This window comes from Paraburkholderia sp. LEh10 (assembly GCF_017814945.1).
Classification (GTDB): Bacteria; Pseudomonadota; Gammaproteobacteria; order Burkholderiales; family Burkholderiaceae; genus Paraburkholderia.
In genome coordinates, this window is record NZ_JAGIPX010000048.1 from 51,143 (window position 1) to 67,788 (window position 16,646).

12 protein-coding genes are annotated in these 16,646 nt (G+C 63.8%); 10 read left to right on the top strand and 2 right to left on the bottom strand.

Annotated elements, in window-relative coordinates; all coding sequences use genetic code 11:
* The first annotated feature begins 118 nt into the window (after positions 1 to 118).
* From pilM to J8I87_RS31070, 7 genes are all read left to right on the top strand, one after another.
* Positions 119 to 1,078 (top strand): type IV pilus biogenesis protein PilM, encoded by a 960-nt coding sequence (gene pilM / locus J8I87_RS31040; RefSeq protein WP_209935977.1) that lies wholly within the window; start codon positions 119 to 121, stop codon positions 1,076 to 1,078.
* A 17-nt stretch (positions 1,079 to 1,095) separates the two neighbouring features.
* Positions 1,096 to 1,701 carry a fimbrial assembly protein gene (locus J8I87_RS31045; RefSeq protein ID WP_245254288.1) on the top strand — a complete coding sequence of 202 codons (606 nt, stop codon included), beginning with the start codon at positions 1,096 to 1,098 and terminating at the stop codon, positions 1,699 to 1,701.
* Positions 1,698 to 2,597, top strand: coding sequence for a hypothetical protein (locus J8I87_RS31050; protein WP_245254289.1), 900 nt, complete (start codon positions 1,698 to 1,700; stop codon positions 2,595 to 2,597). Before J8I87_RS31045 ends, J8I87_RS31050 begins: the two co-directional genes overlap by 4 nt.
* A gap of 19 nt (positions 2,598 to 2,616) precedes the next feature.
* On the top strand, positions 2,617 to 4,209 hold the full coding sequence (gene pilQ, locus J8I87_RS31055; protein WP_209935979.1) for a type IV pilus secretin PilQ: 1,593 nt from the start codon (positions 2,617 to 2,619) through the stop codon (positions 4,207 to 4,209).
* A 137-nt stretch (positions 4,210 to 4,346) separates the two neighbouring features.
* Positions 4,347 to 4,898: a shikimate kinase gene (locus J8I87_RS31060; protein WP_209935981.1), complete on the top strand. Its 552-nt coding sequence runs from the start codon at positions 4,347 to 4,349 to the stop codon at positions 4,896 to 4,898.
* 7 nt (positions 4,899 to 4,905) lie between these two features.
* The gene (gene aroB / locus J8I87_RS31065; protein WP_209935982.1) at positions 4,906 to 5,997 is read left to right on the top strand and encodes a 3-dehydroquinate synthase; all 1,092 of its coding nucleotides are present in this window, start codon (positions 4,906 to 4,908) and stop codon (positions 5,995 to 5,997) included.
* A 77-nt stretch (positions 5,998 to 6,074) separates the two neighbouring features.
* Positions 6,075 to 7,268: a deoxyguanosinetriphosphate triphosphohydrolase gene (locus J8I87_RS31070; protein WP_209935991.1), complete on the top strand. Its 1,194-nt coding sequence runs from the start codon at positions 6,075 to 6,077 to the stop codon at positions 7,266 to 7,268.
* A 207-nt stretch (positions 7,269 to 7,475) separates the two neighbouring features.
* Here the strand turns inward: J8I87_RS31070 and J8I87_RS31075 are convergent, their stop codons facing one another.
* Both J8I87_RS31075 and J8I87_RS31080 read right to left on the bottom strand, forming a co-directional pair.
* Positions 7,476 to 7,859 (bottom strand): YqjD family protein, encoded by a 384-nt coding sequence (locus J8I87_RS31075; RefSeq protein ID WP_209935983.1) that lies wholly within the window; start codon positions 7,857 to 7,859, stop codon positions 7,476 to 7,478.
* Between the two features lie 390 nt (positions 7,860 to 8,249).
* Entirely contained in the window at positions 8,250 to 8,975 is a 726-nt protein-coding gene (locus J8I87_RS31080) for an OmpW/AlkL family protein (RefSeq protein WP_209935984.1), read from the bottom strand.
* 186 nt (positions 8,976 to 9,161) lie between these two features.
* Between J8I87_RS31080 and J8I87_RS31085 the strand changes: the two genes are divergently transcribed.
* The 3 genes from J8I87_RS31085 to J8I87_RS31095 all read left to right on the top strand — a co-directional run bounded on the left by J8I87_RS31085 (position 9,162) and on the right by J8I87_RS31095 (position 16,465).
* Entirely contained in the window at positions 9,162 to 9,869 is a 708-nt protein-coding gene (locus J8I87_RS31085) for a transposase (RefSeq protein WP_209935985.1), read from the top strand.
* Between the two features lie 320 nt (positions 9,870 to 10,189).
* Positions 10,190 to 14,893: a glutamate synthase-related protein gene (locus J8I87_RS31090; protein WP_209935986.1), complete on the top strand. Its 4,704-nt coding sequence runs from the start codon at positions 10,190 to 10,192 to the stop codon at positions 14,891 to 14,893.
* A 105-nt stretch (positions 14,894 to 14,998) separates the two neighbouring features.
* A complete protein-coding gene (locus J8I87_RS31095) occupies positions 14,999 to 16,465 on the top strand; it encodes a glutamate synthase subunit beta (RefSeq protein WP_209935988.1) in 1,467 nt (488 codons plus the stop codon).
* Positions 16,466 to 16,646: the final 181 nt, after the last annotated feature.

The window sequence follows — 16,646 nt, forward strand, 5'->3', positions numbered from 1 at the left end:
GGCCGGCCATTAGCCATTCGGCCGAATTTCGCGCGCGCGCCGCGCTGCGCAGAATTCCTTCCGTTGCCCGCGTCGTACCGCGGGTCTTCAGTTTCGGTTGATACCTGAGGGGGAAGGAATGGCCTTGAAAAACTCGTTACGGTTGGCGATGCGGCGGCGGGCAGTCGGCATCGACATAGGCGCGCGGTCGGTCAGGATCATGGTGCTGAGCGGCAGCGCGCGAAGGATGGGCCACGTGCGCATCGAAGGCATCGCGTCCGGGCCGCTCGCACCCGGTGCAATGGCCGGCGCGGAAATCGTCGACGGGCAGGCGGTGGCGCGGGCGCTGTCCGAGGTGTTCGGCAATGTGCCGCAGCAATGCCTGTCGGCGGCGTTGTGTTGTGCGATGGCGATTCCCGGTTCGGCGACGTTCACGACGCATCTGTCCGTCGAGCACGTGGACGGTTCACACCGGCGGCAGGCATCGCTCGAACCGGCTGTGGTGATGGAAGCCGAGCGGATCGCGGGTCTCGAACGTCATGCGCTGGCCATCGACTGGTATCTCGAAGACACGCCGCCGCGTATCGGCGCAATGGCTATCGCCGCAACGGCGCGCGAGCATCTCGAAGCGCGCATCGGATGCGCGGCGATGGCGGGCATCACACTGACCACCGTCGATGTCGAGCCGCACGCGGCGTTGCGCGCGTTGCGCCACGCGGCCAGGTTCGAGCTCGAATTGCACGAACCGTATGTCGCCATCTGGATCGGCAGCGACGGCGTGTACGGCTGGCGCATCGAGGGCGAGACGATCGCGCAGGAGATCCGCTACCCGTCGCCGGAATACACATGCGTGGCCGATGCGTTGCGCGATCTCGCGGACGACAGCTTCAATGTGTGCGCGCTGGTGGGTGGCGAGATCGAACTGCTCGAAGGCGTCTGCTTTTCGCTCGCCGACATCGGCGATGTACTGGGCTGCACCGTGCTGCCGTTCGACTGTTCGTCGTTGAGCGACGGCGACGTGATCCCGCCGTCCGATCTTTTGCATGACCCGTCGTTCGCGGTCGCTTTCGGGCTGGCGCTGCGCGGGCTGGCGCAATGACGGCGGCCCGAACGGGAATGCGGGGCTTCAATCTGCTGCCGCATCGACAGCGCGACGCGCGACTTGCGCGCCGGCGCCGCTACGCCGAATGGGCGGGCGCGGCGCTTTGCGGATGCATTGGCGTGTCGATGCTGATGGGATGGCAGGCGATCGAACGGACGCGTGTCGACCGGCAGCGTGAATCGATTGAGCGACGGCTCGCGACGCTAGCGCCGCCGCTTGCGGAACATGCACGCCTTATCAGCGAAGCGCGCAGCGAACGCCTGCAAAACCAGCGCGCAATGACGCTCGCCGAGCCGCTCGTGCATCTGCTCGATCTGCTCGATGCGTTGAGTGAGGAGCCATCCGGGGCCGTGTTCCTCCGGCAAATGCGGCATCGGGAGCGCCACACGGAATTGCTCGCTGTGTCGGCGGATCACGCGGCGTCGGCGGCGTGGGTCAACCGGCTTGCCACGTTGAGAGGCGTGACGGATTCGGACCTGAGCGATCTGCGGCGCGCGGCGAACGCAGCCGATTCGCAGGATGCGATTGAAATCACCGCGCATCTGAAATGGGACGGGCCACCACCGGAAAAGCCTAAGGCGTCCGTTGCGGCTCATCAGAAAACAGGAGGTGAGAAATGAACATAACGATTGCCGGGCGCATCGGCGCGCCGACTGCGGGTGAGAGTCTGGGAATTTTGGCGCGCAGGTTCGTCGAACGTCTGCGCGTGCCACCCGAAGCGTGGAGCGTGCGGCGACGCTGGATCGCGGCGTTGTCGATCGCTGTCGCCACGTTTGCGTTCGGTGCGAACGCGTGGCTGGCGGCGGACATGAGCGGCGTGCAGGCGGGCAGTGAAGCGTTGTCGGCCGTGCAACGCAAATTGAGCGAAGCCGAACGCGCCGTCGCGCAACTGCCCGCGTTGCGTCGCGCGGCGCCCGTCGAGCATGTGCCGGCAAGCTGGAGCTCGGCCGACGACGTACGGGTGATCTCGCAACTGGCGGCGAACCATGACGTGGCGCTGCTCGGCATCGAACCGGGCAGTATGACGGGAGCCGGGCTCGACGCGATGCGCGTGCTGCATGTGACGGCACAGGCCGACTTCGATCACGTTGGCGATTTTTTCGAAGCGCTCGCGAGTTTGCCCGTGCTCGTCGTGCCCGAGGAGGTGACGTTGAAACGCCAGGGCGCGTCATTGGCGATCAGCGCGACGCTGCGGTCGTTCAGCGCGATACATCCGGTACGGAATGCCGCCCTTCCATCTGCGCGCAACGATCCGGATGCATTCGATCCTGACGAAGAGATCATGTTTTACGATCCCTTCCTGCCGGCTACGCTCGCGCCCGCCTTCGATCGCACATCAACGTCGATGCGCTTGGTCGGGCTTCTTGCGGATCATATGCGCGGGCTCGCGCTGATCGAAACAGGCGAAGGCGCGGCGATGCTCGAACCCGGACAGCGATGGGGTGATGAGCAGGTCGCGCATATCGACGCAACCGGCCTTACGCTGGCGAGTCGCGATGCCGCATGCATTCGCTGACGCTTGCGGAGGCTGTCGAATGATCCGCTTGCACAGCATACGGTGGTTGTTCGCCTGCCTGTCGTTCGTCGCGCTGGCGGCGCGCGCGTCGTTGCCGCCGCTTCCCGCGCACATGCCGCTCGATGACGCGATCACGCCTGCCGGCATGCCGCCGCTGCCACGCGCAATCACGACGGACGTAGCCAATCCCTTCACGCCGGACGCAACTAACGCTGTTGCAGCATCGGCTGGCGAACCGGCGTCGCCGGACGCGGCTCAGCAGCCTTCTGCCGCACGTGACGAAGCTGAATCCAGGCGTCAACCGAAAAGCGACGTGCAAGCGCAGCCGGATGCACTCGAAGGTCCGCCCATACCGCTCGCGCCCGCGGCGCGCCTGAGCACGAGCGCGTCCACCGTGCCTGCTGGCGAGAAGCCCATCACGCTGCATTTCCAGCACGCCGAACTGGGCGCCGTGCTCGGCGCATTCGCGCGTTTCACCGGGCTGAACATCGTCGCCAGCGATAAGGCGCGCGGCACGGTCACGCTGCATCTGGCTAATGTCCCCTGGCGCGCCGCGTTCGACACCCTGCTCGACGTCAACGGTCTCGCAATGGAACAGCGCGGCAATGTGATCTGGGTCGCGCCGCTCTCCGAACTGGCCGCGCGCGAGCGCCAGCGTTTCGAAGCGCACGCGCGCGCCGCCGAGCTCGAGCCGCTCGCGAGCCGCACGTTCGAACTGCACTACGCACACGCCGAGGAACTGCGCAAGCTGCTGACGGCGTCGGGCAATCAGCGCGTGCTGTCCAAACGCGGCGCGGCCATGGCCGATCCGCGCACCAATCTGCTGTTCGTCACTGATCTCGAAGCGCGGCTCGCGCAGATCGCGGAGCTGGTCGCGTCGCTCGACCGGCCGACGCGTCAGGTGCTGATCGAGGCGCGGATCGTCGAAGCGGAAAAGGGCTTTTCGCGCAATCTCGGGGTCAAGCTGTCGATGGCGGCCACCAGCGAAGACGGCAAGGGGATGGGTGTCGTCGGCGGCAAGGACGGCGCGATCTTCGATCTGTCGGCGCGCCCGATTTCCGGTTTCGACGCGGCAACGGCAGGCCTGACGCTGTTCGCGGCGCGGGCGACGCGGCTCCTGAACATCGAGCTGAGCGCGCTCGAAGCAGACGGGCGCGGACAGATCGTGTCGAGCCCGCGCGTCGTGACGGCGGACCGCATGAAGGCGGTGGTCGAGCAGGGCACGGAGCTGCCGTATCAGGCGAAAGTCGGGCAAGGCGTGTCGGGCGTGCAGTTTCGCCGCGCCAGCCTCAAACTGGAGGTCGAGCCGCAAATCACGCCCGACGGCCGGGTCGTGCTGGATCTCGACGTCGCGAAGGACAGTGTCGGCGAGCAGACGGCGGCGGGGCCCGCGATCAACACCAAGCACGTGCAGACGCGCGTCGAGGTGGAGGACGGCGGAACGGTGTCCATAGGCGGAATCTACGAGGCCGACGAACGCGATGATGTGACGCGGGTGCCGCTCCTGGGCAAAATACCGCTTCTGGGCGCATTTTTTCGTCATCGCGCCCGTCGCGATCTGACCAGCGAACTCGTCGTCTTCATCACGCCGAGGGTTGTGCAGACAAATTGACGGATCGCTGGCGAAGCGCCACGGGCGCGGGCCGGAAGCACGGCAGGGCGCAAGCGCGCCGGCCGTCAGGCTCGACAAGGCAGGCGCTTTGCCAGTAAGCTGCCGCACGAACTACACCGGATTATCCAGAGGAAAAGTTGCAAGCGCAGGACGCACACGCCAACGTTTTTTTTGTAGGGCTCATGGGGGCAGGCAAGACCACCGTGGGCCGGGCCGTGGCGCGCCGGCTGGATCGCCCGTTCTTCGATTCCGATCATGAAATCGAGGCGCGCACGGGCGCGCGCATCCCGGTGATCTTCGAACTGGAAGGCGAATCGGGCTTCCGCGACCGCGAAGCGCAGGTGATCGCCGACCTCACGTGCCGCGAAAACATTGTTCTTGCGACGGGCGGCGGCGCGGTGCTGCGCCCCGAAAACCGCGAGGCGCTGCGCCAGCACGGTATTGTCGTGTATCTGCGAGCCAACCCGCACGACCTCTGGCTGCGAACGCGCCGCGACAAGAACCGGCCGCTTTTGCAGACGGAGGACCCGAAAGGGCGCCTCGAAGCGCTCTATGAGATCCGCGATCCCCTCTACCGCGAATGCGCCGATTTCGTCATCGAAACGGGCCGTCCATCCGTCAACGGGCTCGTCAACATGGTGCTGATGCAGCTCGAGATGGCCGGCGTCGCCAAGCCTCCTGCGTCATAATGACAAGATGACTTCCATGATTACCGTCAACGTCGAACTCGGCGAGCGCGCCTATCCCATCCAAATTGGCGCCGATCTGATCGGCCAGACCGAGCTGTTCGCGCCGCATATCCGTGGCGCGTCGGTGACCATCGTCACGAACAGCACTGTCGATCCCCTGTACGGCAACACCTTGCGCGCGGCGCTCGCGCCGCTCGGCAAGGACGTGACGACAGTCGTGCTGCCAGACGGCGAAGCGCATAAGAACTGGGAAACGCTGAACCTGATTTTCGACGCGCTGCTCGGCGCGCGGGCCGATCGCAAGACCACGCTGATCGCGCTCGGCGGCGGTGTGATCGGCGACATGACGGGCTTTGCGGCCGCCTGTTACATGCGCGGCGTGCCGTTCATCCAGGTGCCGACCACGTTGCTGTCGCAGGTGGATTCGTCGGTGGGCGGCAAGACGGGCATCAATCATCCGCTCGGCAAGAACATGATCGGCGCGTTCTACCAGCCGCAGGCGGTGATCGCCGACATCGGCGCGCTACGCACGCTGCCCGCGCGCGAACTGGCTGCGGGGCTCGCCGAAGTCATCAAGACGGGCGCGATCGCCGACGCGAATTTCTTCGAGTGGATCGAAGCGAACGTCGAAGCACTCAACCGCTGCGAGCCGCAAGCGCTTGCGGAGGCGGTCAAGCGGTCATGCGAGATCAAGGCATCCGTCGTGGCGGCGGATGAACGCGAAGGCGGTCTGCGCGCGATCCTCAATTTCGGTCACACGTTCGGACACGCGATCGAAGCGGGCCTCGGCTATGGCGAGTGGCTGCACGGCGAAGCAGTGGGCTGCGGAATGGTGATGGCGGCCGATCTCTCCGTGCGTCTCGGTCATCTGGATGAAGCCGCGCGCGCGCGGCTCGTCGCCGTCATCAAGGCCGCGCATCTGCCGACGCAGGCGCCCATGCTAGGTGCATCGCGCTATGTCGATCTGATGCGCGTCGACAAGAAGGCCGAGGCGGGAGAGATCAAGTTCATCCTGCTGAAGCGTTTCGGCGACACACTGATCACCCGCGCGCCCGACGACGCAGTGGTCAAAACACTCGACGCGAGCGTCGGCACCTGAGGCGACGCGAACGAGCGAGCAGCGGGGCAGTCGTTCCTGATTCGGAGACATCGGTGAGTGAAATACGCAGCGACAATCTGATCGGATCACTCGACGCCCCGGCGACGCCCACTGCGGGTGCCGCGTCGTTGCCCACCATCGCCGCGCTCGAAGCGCATCTTGCGCCTTACGCCGCACACTCGTCGCAATCGCGCGGCCGGCGTCACCATGAACCGCCGCCGAGTGCGCGCACCGAGTTCCAGCGCGACCGCGACCGCATCGTGCATTCCACGGCCTTTCGGCGGCTCGAATACAAGACGCAGGTCTTCGTCAATCACGAGGGTGACCTGTTCCGCACGCGCCTCACGCACAGTCTCGAAGTCGCGCAGATCGCGCGTTCCGTCGCGCGCAATCTGCGCGTGAACGAGGATCTCGTTGAAGCGATTTCGCTCGCGCACGATCTCGGTCATACGCCATTCGGCCATGCAGGGCAGGACGCGCTCAACGAATGCATGCGCGACTACGGCGGTTTTGAACACAATCTGCAAAGCCTTGCCGTCGTCGACGACCTCGAAGAGCACTACGGCGCATTCGACGGCCTGAATCTGTGCTTCGAAACGCGCGAAGGCATTCTCAAGCACTGCTCGCGCGAAAACGCGCGGCGCCTGGGCGAGCTAGGCGAGCGTTTTCTGCAAGGCCGGCAACCGTCGATCGAAGCGCAGATCGCGAATCTCGCCGACGAAATCGCGTACAACAATCATGACGTCGACGACGGCCTGCGCTCGGGTTTGCTCACCATCGATCAACTCGCGCAAGTCGAGCTATGGCGCACGCACTATGACACGGCCCGGCGCGACTATCCGCAGATCGAAGGGCGCAGGCTGATTCACGAGACGGTGCGGCGGATCATCAACACGCTGATCGTCGATCTGATCGACACGACCTCGCGCAATATCGCGCAGCATGCGCCGCAATCCCTCGACGACGTGCGCCGCGCGCCGCCGCTCGTGGCCCACAGCGATGCCATCGCCGCGCAGGCCGCGGCGCTCAAGCGCTTTCTGTTCAACAACCTCTATCGCCACTACCGCGTGATGCGCATGGCGAACAAGGCGCGGCGCGTGATCGCCGGATTGTTCGACGCGTTCCTCGACGATCCCCGCCTGCTGCCGCCCAACTATCAGACGCCGGACGCGTCTCGACAGCCACGGCTCATTGCGCATTACATCGCGGGCATGACGGACCGTTACGCGTCGAAGGAGTACCAGCGGCTCTTTGTCGTCGACGGCAATTGACGCGCCGATGCGCGGCGCATCCCCTTTCCGGCATGCGCTTGTCGAAGCGCGTTCGTTTGCAAGCCGCGACGGGGCTACCGCACGAGAGCGTTTGCGCTGTCAAAGGCGGCAGGGCCGGCGCGTGAGCGCGCGCCCGCTCGCCGTCTTCACAGCACCGCTGTTTTCCTGCCGTGCGATGCGCCCGCCGCGCTGCGGAAATCCGCGCCTTCAGCGCGCGCCGCCGCGCGCGATCAACGCACCGGCGATCAGCGCGACGCCGCCGACGATTGCAATCGTGCGCCACGGATTCTCATGGACGTAATCGTCGGCATCGTGCATCGCAGTTTCGGCGCGCGCGCGCATTGCATCGCGCGTGTCGTTCAGACGCGTGCGGGCGTCGTCGAGACGCTTGCGCAATTGTGTCCGAAGGACCGTGGCATCGGCCTGCGTGCCGTCCGCGAGCGTGTTCTCGAGTTCGGTCATCAGTGTGCGCAGTTCGCTTGCAATATCTTCAGCGGCGTGTCGGCTATGGCGCGCGATGCGGCGCGCACGACGCCCCGTCGTCGTCCAGGATTCGCCGAGGGCATCTCGTGTATTAGGTAGTGCTGTCATGGTCGCTCCGTCGATGAGGCTGGTTGAAGATTCCCGCAAATACACCGTGGGAAGCTTCTTCTCACGCAACTTCGGTGCCCGCCAGGCGGCGCGCTTTACCGTCTGCTTTGCAGCGCGCCGGGTGCCCGCATGCGCCGCCCGACGACGCGCACCGCATCCGGCAGAAATTGCCCCGGCAGCGCGCGCGCCTCAGTCAAATTTACAACGGAAGACGCGCGCGAACGGCGCAAGGAGCGCAACAAACGTCGCGTGCAACGGGGACGATGGCGCGATCCGCCGAAGACGAAGACGCTCGCATACGAGTATCGTGAGGGCATTGAAAAATGAACGCCGTCGCGGTTTCGTGCGACGGCGTTGTTCAAGCCCGAAAATCTCGACTAACCTGTTGTGTTAGAACCGGTAGCCGATGCTCACGTACGTGACGATCGGGTTCAGACGAATCTTCGTTTCCGATTGGACATGGACGGGACCGATAGGCGTGTTCGCTTGCGTGTTCAGCTTGGCGGTCGTGCTGAGCGGCAGATAGGAAATCGAGAAGCCCCCGAACCAGTGTTCGGTGAACGCGTAGGTGAAGCCGGCATTAAACACGGGCTCCCACGAACTATCCGTCGACACGGTGGTCGGACCATGCAGTACGGTTTTCTGGAAGGTGCCGTTCGTGATTTTTTCGTCTGTGAACCAGACACGGCTCACACCGATACCGAGATACGGGCGGAACTTCGCTTGCGCCTGGTTGAAGTAGTACTTGAGCAGCAGCGTTGGGCTCCATTGTTTCGCCGAGCCGATCTTGCCGAACTGCTGAAATGCACCCGTGCCCTTCAGGTCGAATTGCGGCGGCACGCCGATGTCGAACTGGGTGGCGATATGGTCGGTGATGAAATAGCCTGCGGTGAAACCGATCGTGTCGCCGTCGCCGGCATCAGCGCCCGTATTGGGCAACGTGATGTTGACAGGTGTACCGTTGACGTTTGTTTCTCTCAACGGCTGACTACTGGACTGAGGCGCGAGATGGAACCAGCCCGTCGTAACGTAAATGCTTCCGGCCGATTGCGCGTGCGCAGTAGTTGTTGTTATGCAGGCAAGCGCCGCCACCCCCAAGGCCTGTCTTAATTTCATTTGTGCTCCTCCAAAAAAGGCCCGCTAATTATGACCACAACGTTTCAAACAAACCATACGCGCCCGCTAGAGCGTTCCGCCTAAGCTTTATGCTTTATGCGGCAGACCCGCTTGGCGCGTAAGGCCGCGCGGGCGCAGTTGTTCGGACCTTCGGGTATGTACCAACGCGACTTTGGATAATCCAGCATGGCACGGCTTGCACGTCTTTATGTCCCCGACCAGCCGCAGCATGTGATCCTGCGCGGACTCGACCAGCAGCCCGCATTCGTCGACGACCAGGATTACGAGCTGTTCATCGATTGCCTGAAGGCGGCTTCACGCGATCACCATCTGTCCGTTCATGCATACGCGCTGATGCCAGGCGCGGTGCAGCTGCTCGTCACGCCCACCGACGAGTCGAGCCTGCCTAAAGCCATGCAGGCCGTCGGCCGGCGCTACGTCGCGCACTTCAACCGCCGCTATTCGCGGCGCGGCACCTTATGGGAAGGCCGTTATCGCGCGACGGTCATTGAAGGCGAGAAATACTTCCTGCTTGCGAGCCGCGTCGTCGAAATGTCGCCGGTGCGCAACCAGCTCGTGAGCGCGCCCGAAGATTACCGATGGTCCAGTTATCGGCATCACATCGGGCTAACCTTAGACAGCCTGATCACCGACCATCGTCTGTACTGGTCGCTTGGGAATACGCCGTTCGAGCGACAGCGCGCCTACCGTGAGCTGTGCGAGCAGCCACTCGACGAACGCGAGGCGAGCCAGCTCCAGCAAGCCACATTGAAGGGCTGGGTGCTGGGCAGCGATTCGTATCGAGAGTGGGCGGCGCGGGCCGCGAACCGGCGTGTGTCGCCGTTGCCGCGCGGGCGGCCACGCAAGATCCGCGAGACGCCGCAAACTCAATAAAGCCTTTTTGATCAATGGTTTGTCGGCGAGAAGCGAAAGCGAACGGCATCCGCGCATGCCGTTTTCTTTTGCCCCGATTCGATGTGGCACCAATTAATAAGGCCGAAAATGCACCAGATTGATAATAGGGGCCTGACCATCACATTTTGTTTGCTATTCCTTTGATTCGTCGCGTATATTCCGATTTCCGGCGTCCCGATGTGCAACTGCAACATCCCGCATCGCATATCCAGCGGACGCACCGCGCGGTTGACCCGCAGACCGCGGCAACGAGAAAAATGGTTCAACGGCCCTAACGGCCCCTGACAGACGGTGTCCCCATGAACGACCACCAGCAGCCGATTTCCACGGTTCCCGCCGCGCAGGGTCTTTACGACCCGCAAAACGAGCACGACGCCTGCGGCGTCGGCTTCGTCGCGCATATCAAGGGCAAGAAAAGCCACGAGATCATCCAGCAAGGCCTGAAGATCCTCGAAAACCTCGATCACCGGGGCGCTGTCGGCGCCGATCCGCTGATGGGCGACGGCGCGGGCATCCTGATCCAGATTCCGGACTCGTTTTACCGTGAGGAAATGGCGAAGCAGGGCGTGACGCTGCCGCCCGCCGGCGAATACGGCGTCGGCATGATCTTCCTGCCGAAGGAGCATGCGTCGCGTCTCGCGTGCGAACAGGAGCTGGAGCGCACGGTGAAGGCCGAAGGCCAGGTCGTGCTGGGCTGGCGCGACGTGCCCGTCGACCACAACATGCCGATTTCGCCGACCGTGAAGGCGAGCGAGCCGCTGATCCGCCAGATCTTCATTGGCCGCGGCAAGGACATCATGGTGACGGACGCGCTGGAGCGGAAGCTGTACGTGATCCGCAAGACGGCGAGCCACCGCATCCAGGCGCTCAAGCTCAAGCACGGCAAGGAATACTTTGTGCCGTCGTGCTCGGCGCGCACGGTCGTCTACAAGGGGCTGCTGCTGGCGGGCCAGGTCGGCGTGTACTACCGCGACCTGCAGGACGAGCGCGTCGTGTCGGCACTGGCGCTCGTGCACCAGCGCTTCTCGACCAACACGTTCCCGGCGTGGGAACTGGCTCACCCGTACCGGATGATCGCGCACAACGGCGAAATCAACACGGTGAAGGGCAACGTCAACTGGCTGAACGCGCGTACGGGCGCGATCGCGTCGCACGTGCTCGGCGACGATCTGCCGAAGCTGTGGCCGCTCATCTATCCGGGCCAGTCCGATACCGCCTCGTTCGACAACTGTCTCGAACTGCTCGTGATGGCGGGCTACCCGCTCGTCCATGCGGTGATGATGATGATTCCCGAAGCGTGGGAACAGCACACGCTGATGGACGACAACCGCCGCGCGTTCTACGAATATCACGCCGCGATGATGGAGCCGTGGGACGGCCCCGCCGCGATCGCGTTCACAGACGGCCGCCAGATCGGCGCGACGCTCGATCGTAACGGCCTGCGTCCGGCGCGCTACATCATCACCGACGACGATCTCGTCATCATGGCGTCGGAAGCGGGCGTGCTGCCCATTCCCGAATCGAAGATCGTCAAGAAGTGGCGCCTGCAGCCGGGCAAGATGTTCCTGATCGACATGGAGCACGGCCGCATCATCGACGACAAGGAGCTGAAGGACAACCTCGCGAACGCGAAGCCGTACAAGAGCTGGATCGACGCAGTTACCATCAAGCTCGACGAGATCGAGCCGAACGCGGACGATGTCGCAACGGAACGCCGCGAAGCGGCTGCGCTGCTCGATCGCCAGCAGTCGTTCGGCTACACGCAGGAAGACCTCAAGTTCCTGATGGCGCCGATGGCGCAAGCGGGCGAAGAAGCCGTCGGCTCGATGGGCAACGATTCGCCGCTCGCCGTCATGTCCAACAAGAACAAGACGCTGTACCACTACTTCAAGCAGCTGTTCGCGCAGGTGACGAACCCGCCGATCGACCCGATCCGCGAAAACATGGTGATGTCGCTGGTGTCGTTCGTCGGTCCGAAGCCGAACCTGCTCGACACGAACAACATCAATCCGCCGATGCGTCTCGAAGTGTCGCAGCCGGTGCTCGACTTCAAGGACATCGCGAAGATCCGCGCGATCGATCAGTACACGGGCGGCAAGTTCAGTTCGTACGAACTGAACATCTGCTATCCCGTCGCGTGGGGCAAGGAAGGCATCGAGGCGCGCCTCGCGTCGCTGTGCGCGGAAGCCGTCGACGCCGTCAAGTCCGGCTACAACATGCTGATCGTGTCCGACCGCCGCACGGACCGCGACAACGTCGCGATTCCGGCGCTGCTCGCCACGTCCGCGATCCACACGCATCTCGTGCAGCAAGGTCTGCGCACGAGCACGGGCCTCGTCGTCGAGACGGGCTCGGCGCGTGAGACGCACCACTTCGCGCTGCTCGCGGGCTACGGCGCAGAGGCCGTTCACCCGTACCTCGCGATGGAAACGCTCGCGCAGATGGCGGCGGGCATGAAGGGCGACCTGTCGGCGGAAAAGGCCGTCTACAACTTCACGAAGGCAGTCGGCAAGGGCCTGCAGAAGGTCATGTCGAAGATGGGCATCTCGACGTACATGTCGTACACGGGCGCGCAGATTTTCGAAGCGGTCGGTCTCGCCGAAGATCTCGTGAACAAGTACTTCAAGGGCACGGCGTCGAAGGTCGGCGGCATTGGTCTTTTTGAAGTGGCGGAAGAAGCGATCCGCCTGCACCGCGACGCGTTCGGCGACAACCCGATCCTCGCGACCATGCTCGACGCGGGCGGCGAGTACGCATACCGCGTGCGCGGCGAAGACCATATGTGGACGCCGGATGCGATCGCGAAGCTGCAGCACTCGGCGCGCAGCAACTCGTATCAGACGTACAAGGAATACGCGCATCTGATCAACGATCAGACGCGCCGTCACATGACGTTCCGTGGCCTGTTCGAATTCAAGGTCGATCCGTCGAAGGCGATTCCGCTCGAACAGGTCGAACCGGCGAAGGACATCGTCAAGCGCTTTGCAACGGGCGCGATGTCGCTCGGCTCGATCTCGACGGAAGCGCACGCCACCTTGGCTGTCGCGATGAACCGTATCGGCGGCAAGTCGAACACGGGCGAAGGCGGCGAAGACGAAAACCGCTATCGCAACGAACTGCGCGGCATCCCCATCAAGAACGGCGACACGATGAAGACCATCCTTGGGGATGAGGTCGTCACCGACATTCCGCTGAAGGAAGGCGATTCGCTGCGCTCGAAGATCAAGCAGGTTGCGTCGGGCCGTTTCGGCGTGACGGCGGAATACCTCGCGTCGGCGGACCAGATCCAGATCAAGATGGCGCAGGGCGCGAAGCCGGGCGAAGGCGGCCAGTTGCCGGGCCACAAGGTCTCGGAGTACATCGGCAAGCTGCGTTACTCGGTGCCGGGCGTCGGCCTCATCTCGCCGCCGCCGCACCACGACATCTACTCGATCGAAGACCTCGCGCAGCTGATTCACGATCTGAAGAACGCGAATTCGTCGGCGAGCATTTCGGTGAAGCTCGTGTCGGAAGTGGGCGTCGGCACGGTGGCCGCGGGCGTCGCGAAGGCGAAGGCCGATCACGTCGTGATCGCTGGCCACGATGGCGGCACGGGTGCATCGCCGCTGTCGTCGGTGAAGCACGCCGGTACGCCGTGGGAGTTGGGCCTTGCAGAGACGCAGCAGACGCTGGTGCTGAACCAGTTGCGCGGCCGTATCCGCGTTCAGGCCGACGGCCAGATGAAGACGGGCCGCGACGTCGTGATCGGCGCGCTGCTCGGCGCGGACGAATTCGGCTTCGCGACGGCGCCGCTCGTCGTCGAAGGCTGCATCATGATGCGCAAGTGCCATCTGAATACGTGCCCCGTCGGCGTCGCGACGCAAGACCCCGTGTTGCGCGCGAAATTCCAGGGCCAGCCGGAACATGTCGTGAACTTCTTCTTCTTCGTCGCCGAAGAAGTGCGCGAAATCATGGCGCAACTGGGCATTCGCAAGTTCGACGACCTGATCGGCCACAGCGAATACCTCGACATGAAGAAGGGCATCGAGCACTGGAAGGCGAAGGGTCTCGACTTCTCGCGCGTGTTCTATCAGCCGAACGTTCCGGCGGGCGTCGCGCGTCTGCACGTCGAATCGCAGGATCACGGCCTCGACCGCGCGCTCGACCATACGCTCATCGAAAAGGCGAAGGCGGCGATCGACAAGGGCGAGCACGTGTCGTTCATCCAGCCGGTGCGCAACGTGAACCGCACGGTCGGCGCGATGCTGTCCGGCACGATCGCGAAGAAGTACGGCCACGACGGCTTGCCCGACGACACCGTTCACATCCAGTTGAAGGGCACGGCCGGGCAGAGCTTCGGCGCGTTTCTCGCGAAGGGCGTCACGCTGGATCTGGTCGGCGACGGCAACGACTACGTCGGCAAGGGCCTGTCGGGCGGCCGCATCATCGTGCGTCCGACCAACGACTTCCGCGGCAAGTCCGAAGAGAACATCATCATCGGCAACACGGTGATGTATGGCGCGATCGAAGGCGAATCGTTCTTCCGCGGCGTCGCGGGCGAGCGCTTCTGCGTGCGTAACTCGGGCGCGACGGCGATTGTCGAAGGCACGGGTGACCACGGCTGCGAATACATGACGGGCGGCACGGTCATCGTGCTCGGCGAGACGGGCCGTAACTTCGCGGCGGGCATGTCGGGCGGCATTGCCTATGTGTACGACGCGGACGGCACGTTCGGCGCGAAGTGCAACAAGTCGATGGTCGCGCTCGAACCGGTGCTGCAACAGGCCGAGCAGGAACGCACGGTCGACAAGGCGTTGTGGCACACGGGCCAGACCGACGAAGCGCTGCTCAAGGGGCTCATCGAACGTCATTTCCAGTTCACAGGTTCGCCGCGCGCAAAAGCGCTGCTCGAAAACTGGGATGCGTCGCGCCGTCAGTTCGTGAAGGTGTTCCCGACCGAGTACAAGCGCGCGCTGGGCGAAATGGGCGCGAAGAAGGCTGCCAGGGAAGTGCTCGCAGCCTGATCGTTTCCCGCACAAGCCACTGACGACATAACGAAGCGCACCCGCCGCTCTTCATAGCGGCGGGCGCCGATCCCCTCACCGATTCAGATAGACATAGAGAACCATATGGGCAAGGCAACCGGTTTTCTCGAGTTCGAGCGCCGCCACGAGGCGTACGAAGCACCCCTCACGCGTGTGAAGCACTACAAGGAATTCGTCTCGGCATTGACCGACGACGAAGCGAAGATCCAGGGTGCACGTTGCATGGACTGCGGCATCCCGTTCTGCAACAACGGCTGCCCGGTGAACAACATCATCCCGGACTTCAACGACCTGGTCTTCCGTCAGGATTGGAAGAACGCGATCGAAGTCCTGCATTCGACGAACAACTTCCCCGAGTTCACGGGCCGCATCTGCCCGGCGCCGTGCGAAGCGGCGTGCACGCTTGGCATCAACGACGACCCGGTCGGCATCAAGTCGATCGAGCACGCGATCATCGACAAGGCCTGGGCAGAAGGTTGGGTCGCGCCGCAACCGCCGAAGCACAAGACGGGCAAGAAGGTGGCCGTCGTCGGATCGGGTCCTGCGGGTCTGGCCGCTGCGCAGCAACTCGCGCGCGCCGGCCATGACGTGACGGTGTTCGAGAAGAATGACCGCATCGGTGGCCTGCTGCGATATGGCATCCCCGACTTCAAGCTGGAGAAGTGGCTGATCGATCGCCGCATGCGCCAGATGGAAGCGGAAGGCGTGACGTTCCGCGCGAGCGTATTCGTCGGCAAGGACGCGATCCCGTCGCACATCGGCAACACCGCGAAGGAAACCATCACGCCGGACGAACTGAAGGAACAGTTCGACGCCGTGATCCTGACGGGCGGCTCCGAGACGCCGCGCGATCTGCCCGTGCCGGGCCGTGAACTGGCGGGCATTCACTATGCGATGGAGTTCCTGCCGCAACAGAACAAGGTCAACGCGGGCGACAAGGTTGCGGACCAACTGCTCGCGAAGGGCAAGCATGTCGTCGTGATCGGTGGTGGCGATACGGGCTCGGACTGCGTCGGCACGTCGAACCGTCACGGTGCGAAGGGCATCACGCAGTTCGAGCTGCTGCCGCAGCCGCCCGAAGAGGAGAACAAGCCGCTCGTGTGGCCGTATTGGCCCGTGAAGCTGCGCACGTCTTCGTCGCATGAGGAAGGCTGCGAGCGCGATTGGGCCGTGGCGACGAAGCGCTTCGAAGGCAAGAACGGCAAGGTCGAGAAGTTGATCGCCGCACGCGTCGAGTGGAAGGACGGCAAGATGGTCGAAGTGCCGGGCTCCGAATTCGAAATGAAGGCCGATCTCATACTGCTCGCGATGGGCTTTACGCAGCCCGTTTCGCCGGTGTTGGAAGCCTTCGGCGTCGATAAGGATGCGCGTGGGAATGTGCGGGCTTCTACCGAAGGAGACAAGGCATATTACACGTCGGTCGACAAGGTGTTCACGGCTGGCGATATGCGGCGCGGGCAATCGCTGGTGGTGTGGGCGATCCGCGAAGGCCGTCAGTGTGCTCGATCGGTCGATGCGTATCTGATGGGGCATTCGGATTTGCCAAGGTAGTTTTTTTGTCTGCTGCGCGGGCGGTTCATGTTGCCATTCGCGGGCATGCGCGGTGCGGTTCGCGTTGCCCTTCGCGAGCATCCGCGATGCGCCTACCGGCGCGTAGGTTGCCCCTGTGCGGGGCGGCACCTACTTTCTTTGCCGCGGCAAAGAAAGTAGGCAAAGAAAGCCGCTCACACCG

Bases quoted from the DNA above. Each gene is read 5' to 3' on its own strand.
- pilM (WP_209935977.1), top strand. From the start codon at position 119: ATGGCCTTGAAAAACTCGTTACGGTTGGCGATGCGGCGGCGGGCAGTC.
- J8I87_RS31045 (WP_245254288.1), top strand. From the start codon at position 1,096: ATGCGGGGCTTCAATCTGCTGCCGCATCGACAGCGCGACGCGCGACTT.
- J8I87_RS31050 (WP_245254289.1), top strand. From the start codon at position 1,698: ATGAACATAACGATTGCCGGGCGCATCGGCGCGCCGACTGCGGGTGAG.
- pilQ (WP_209935979.1), top strand. From the start codon at position 2,617: ATGATCCGCTTGCACAGCATACGGTGGTTGTTCGCCTGCCTGTCGTTC.
- aroB (WP_209935982.1), top strand. From the start codon at position 4,906: ATGACTTCCATGATTACCGTCAACGTCGAACTCGGCGAGCGCGCCTAT.
- J8I87_RS31075 (WP_209935983.1), bottom strand. From the start codon at position 7,859: ATGACAGCACTACCTAATACACGAGATGCCCTCGGCGAATCCTGGACG.
- J8I87_RS31080 (WP_209935984.1), bottom strand. From the start codon at position 8,975: ATGAAATTAAGACAGGCCTTGGGGGTGGCGGCGCTTGCCTGCATAACA.
- J8I87_RS31085 (WP_209935985.1), top strand. From the start codon at position 9,162: ATGGCACGGCTTGCACGTCTTTATGTCCCCGACCAGCCGCAGCATGTG.
- J8I87_RS31090 (WP_209935986.1), top strand. From the start codon at position 10,190: ATGAACGACCACCAGCAGCCGATTTCCACGGTTCCCGCCGCGCAGGGT.
- J8I87_RS31095 (WP_209935988.1), top strand. From the start codon at position 14,999: ATGGGCAAGGCAACCGGTTTTCTCGAGTTCGAGCGCCGCCACGAGGCG.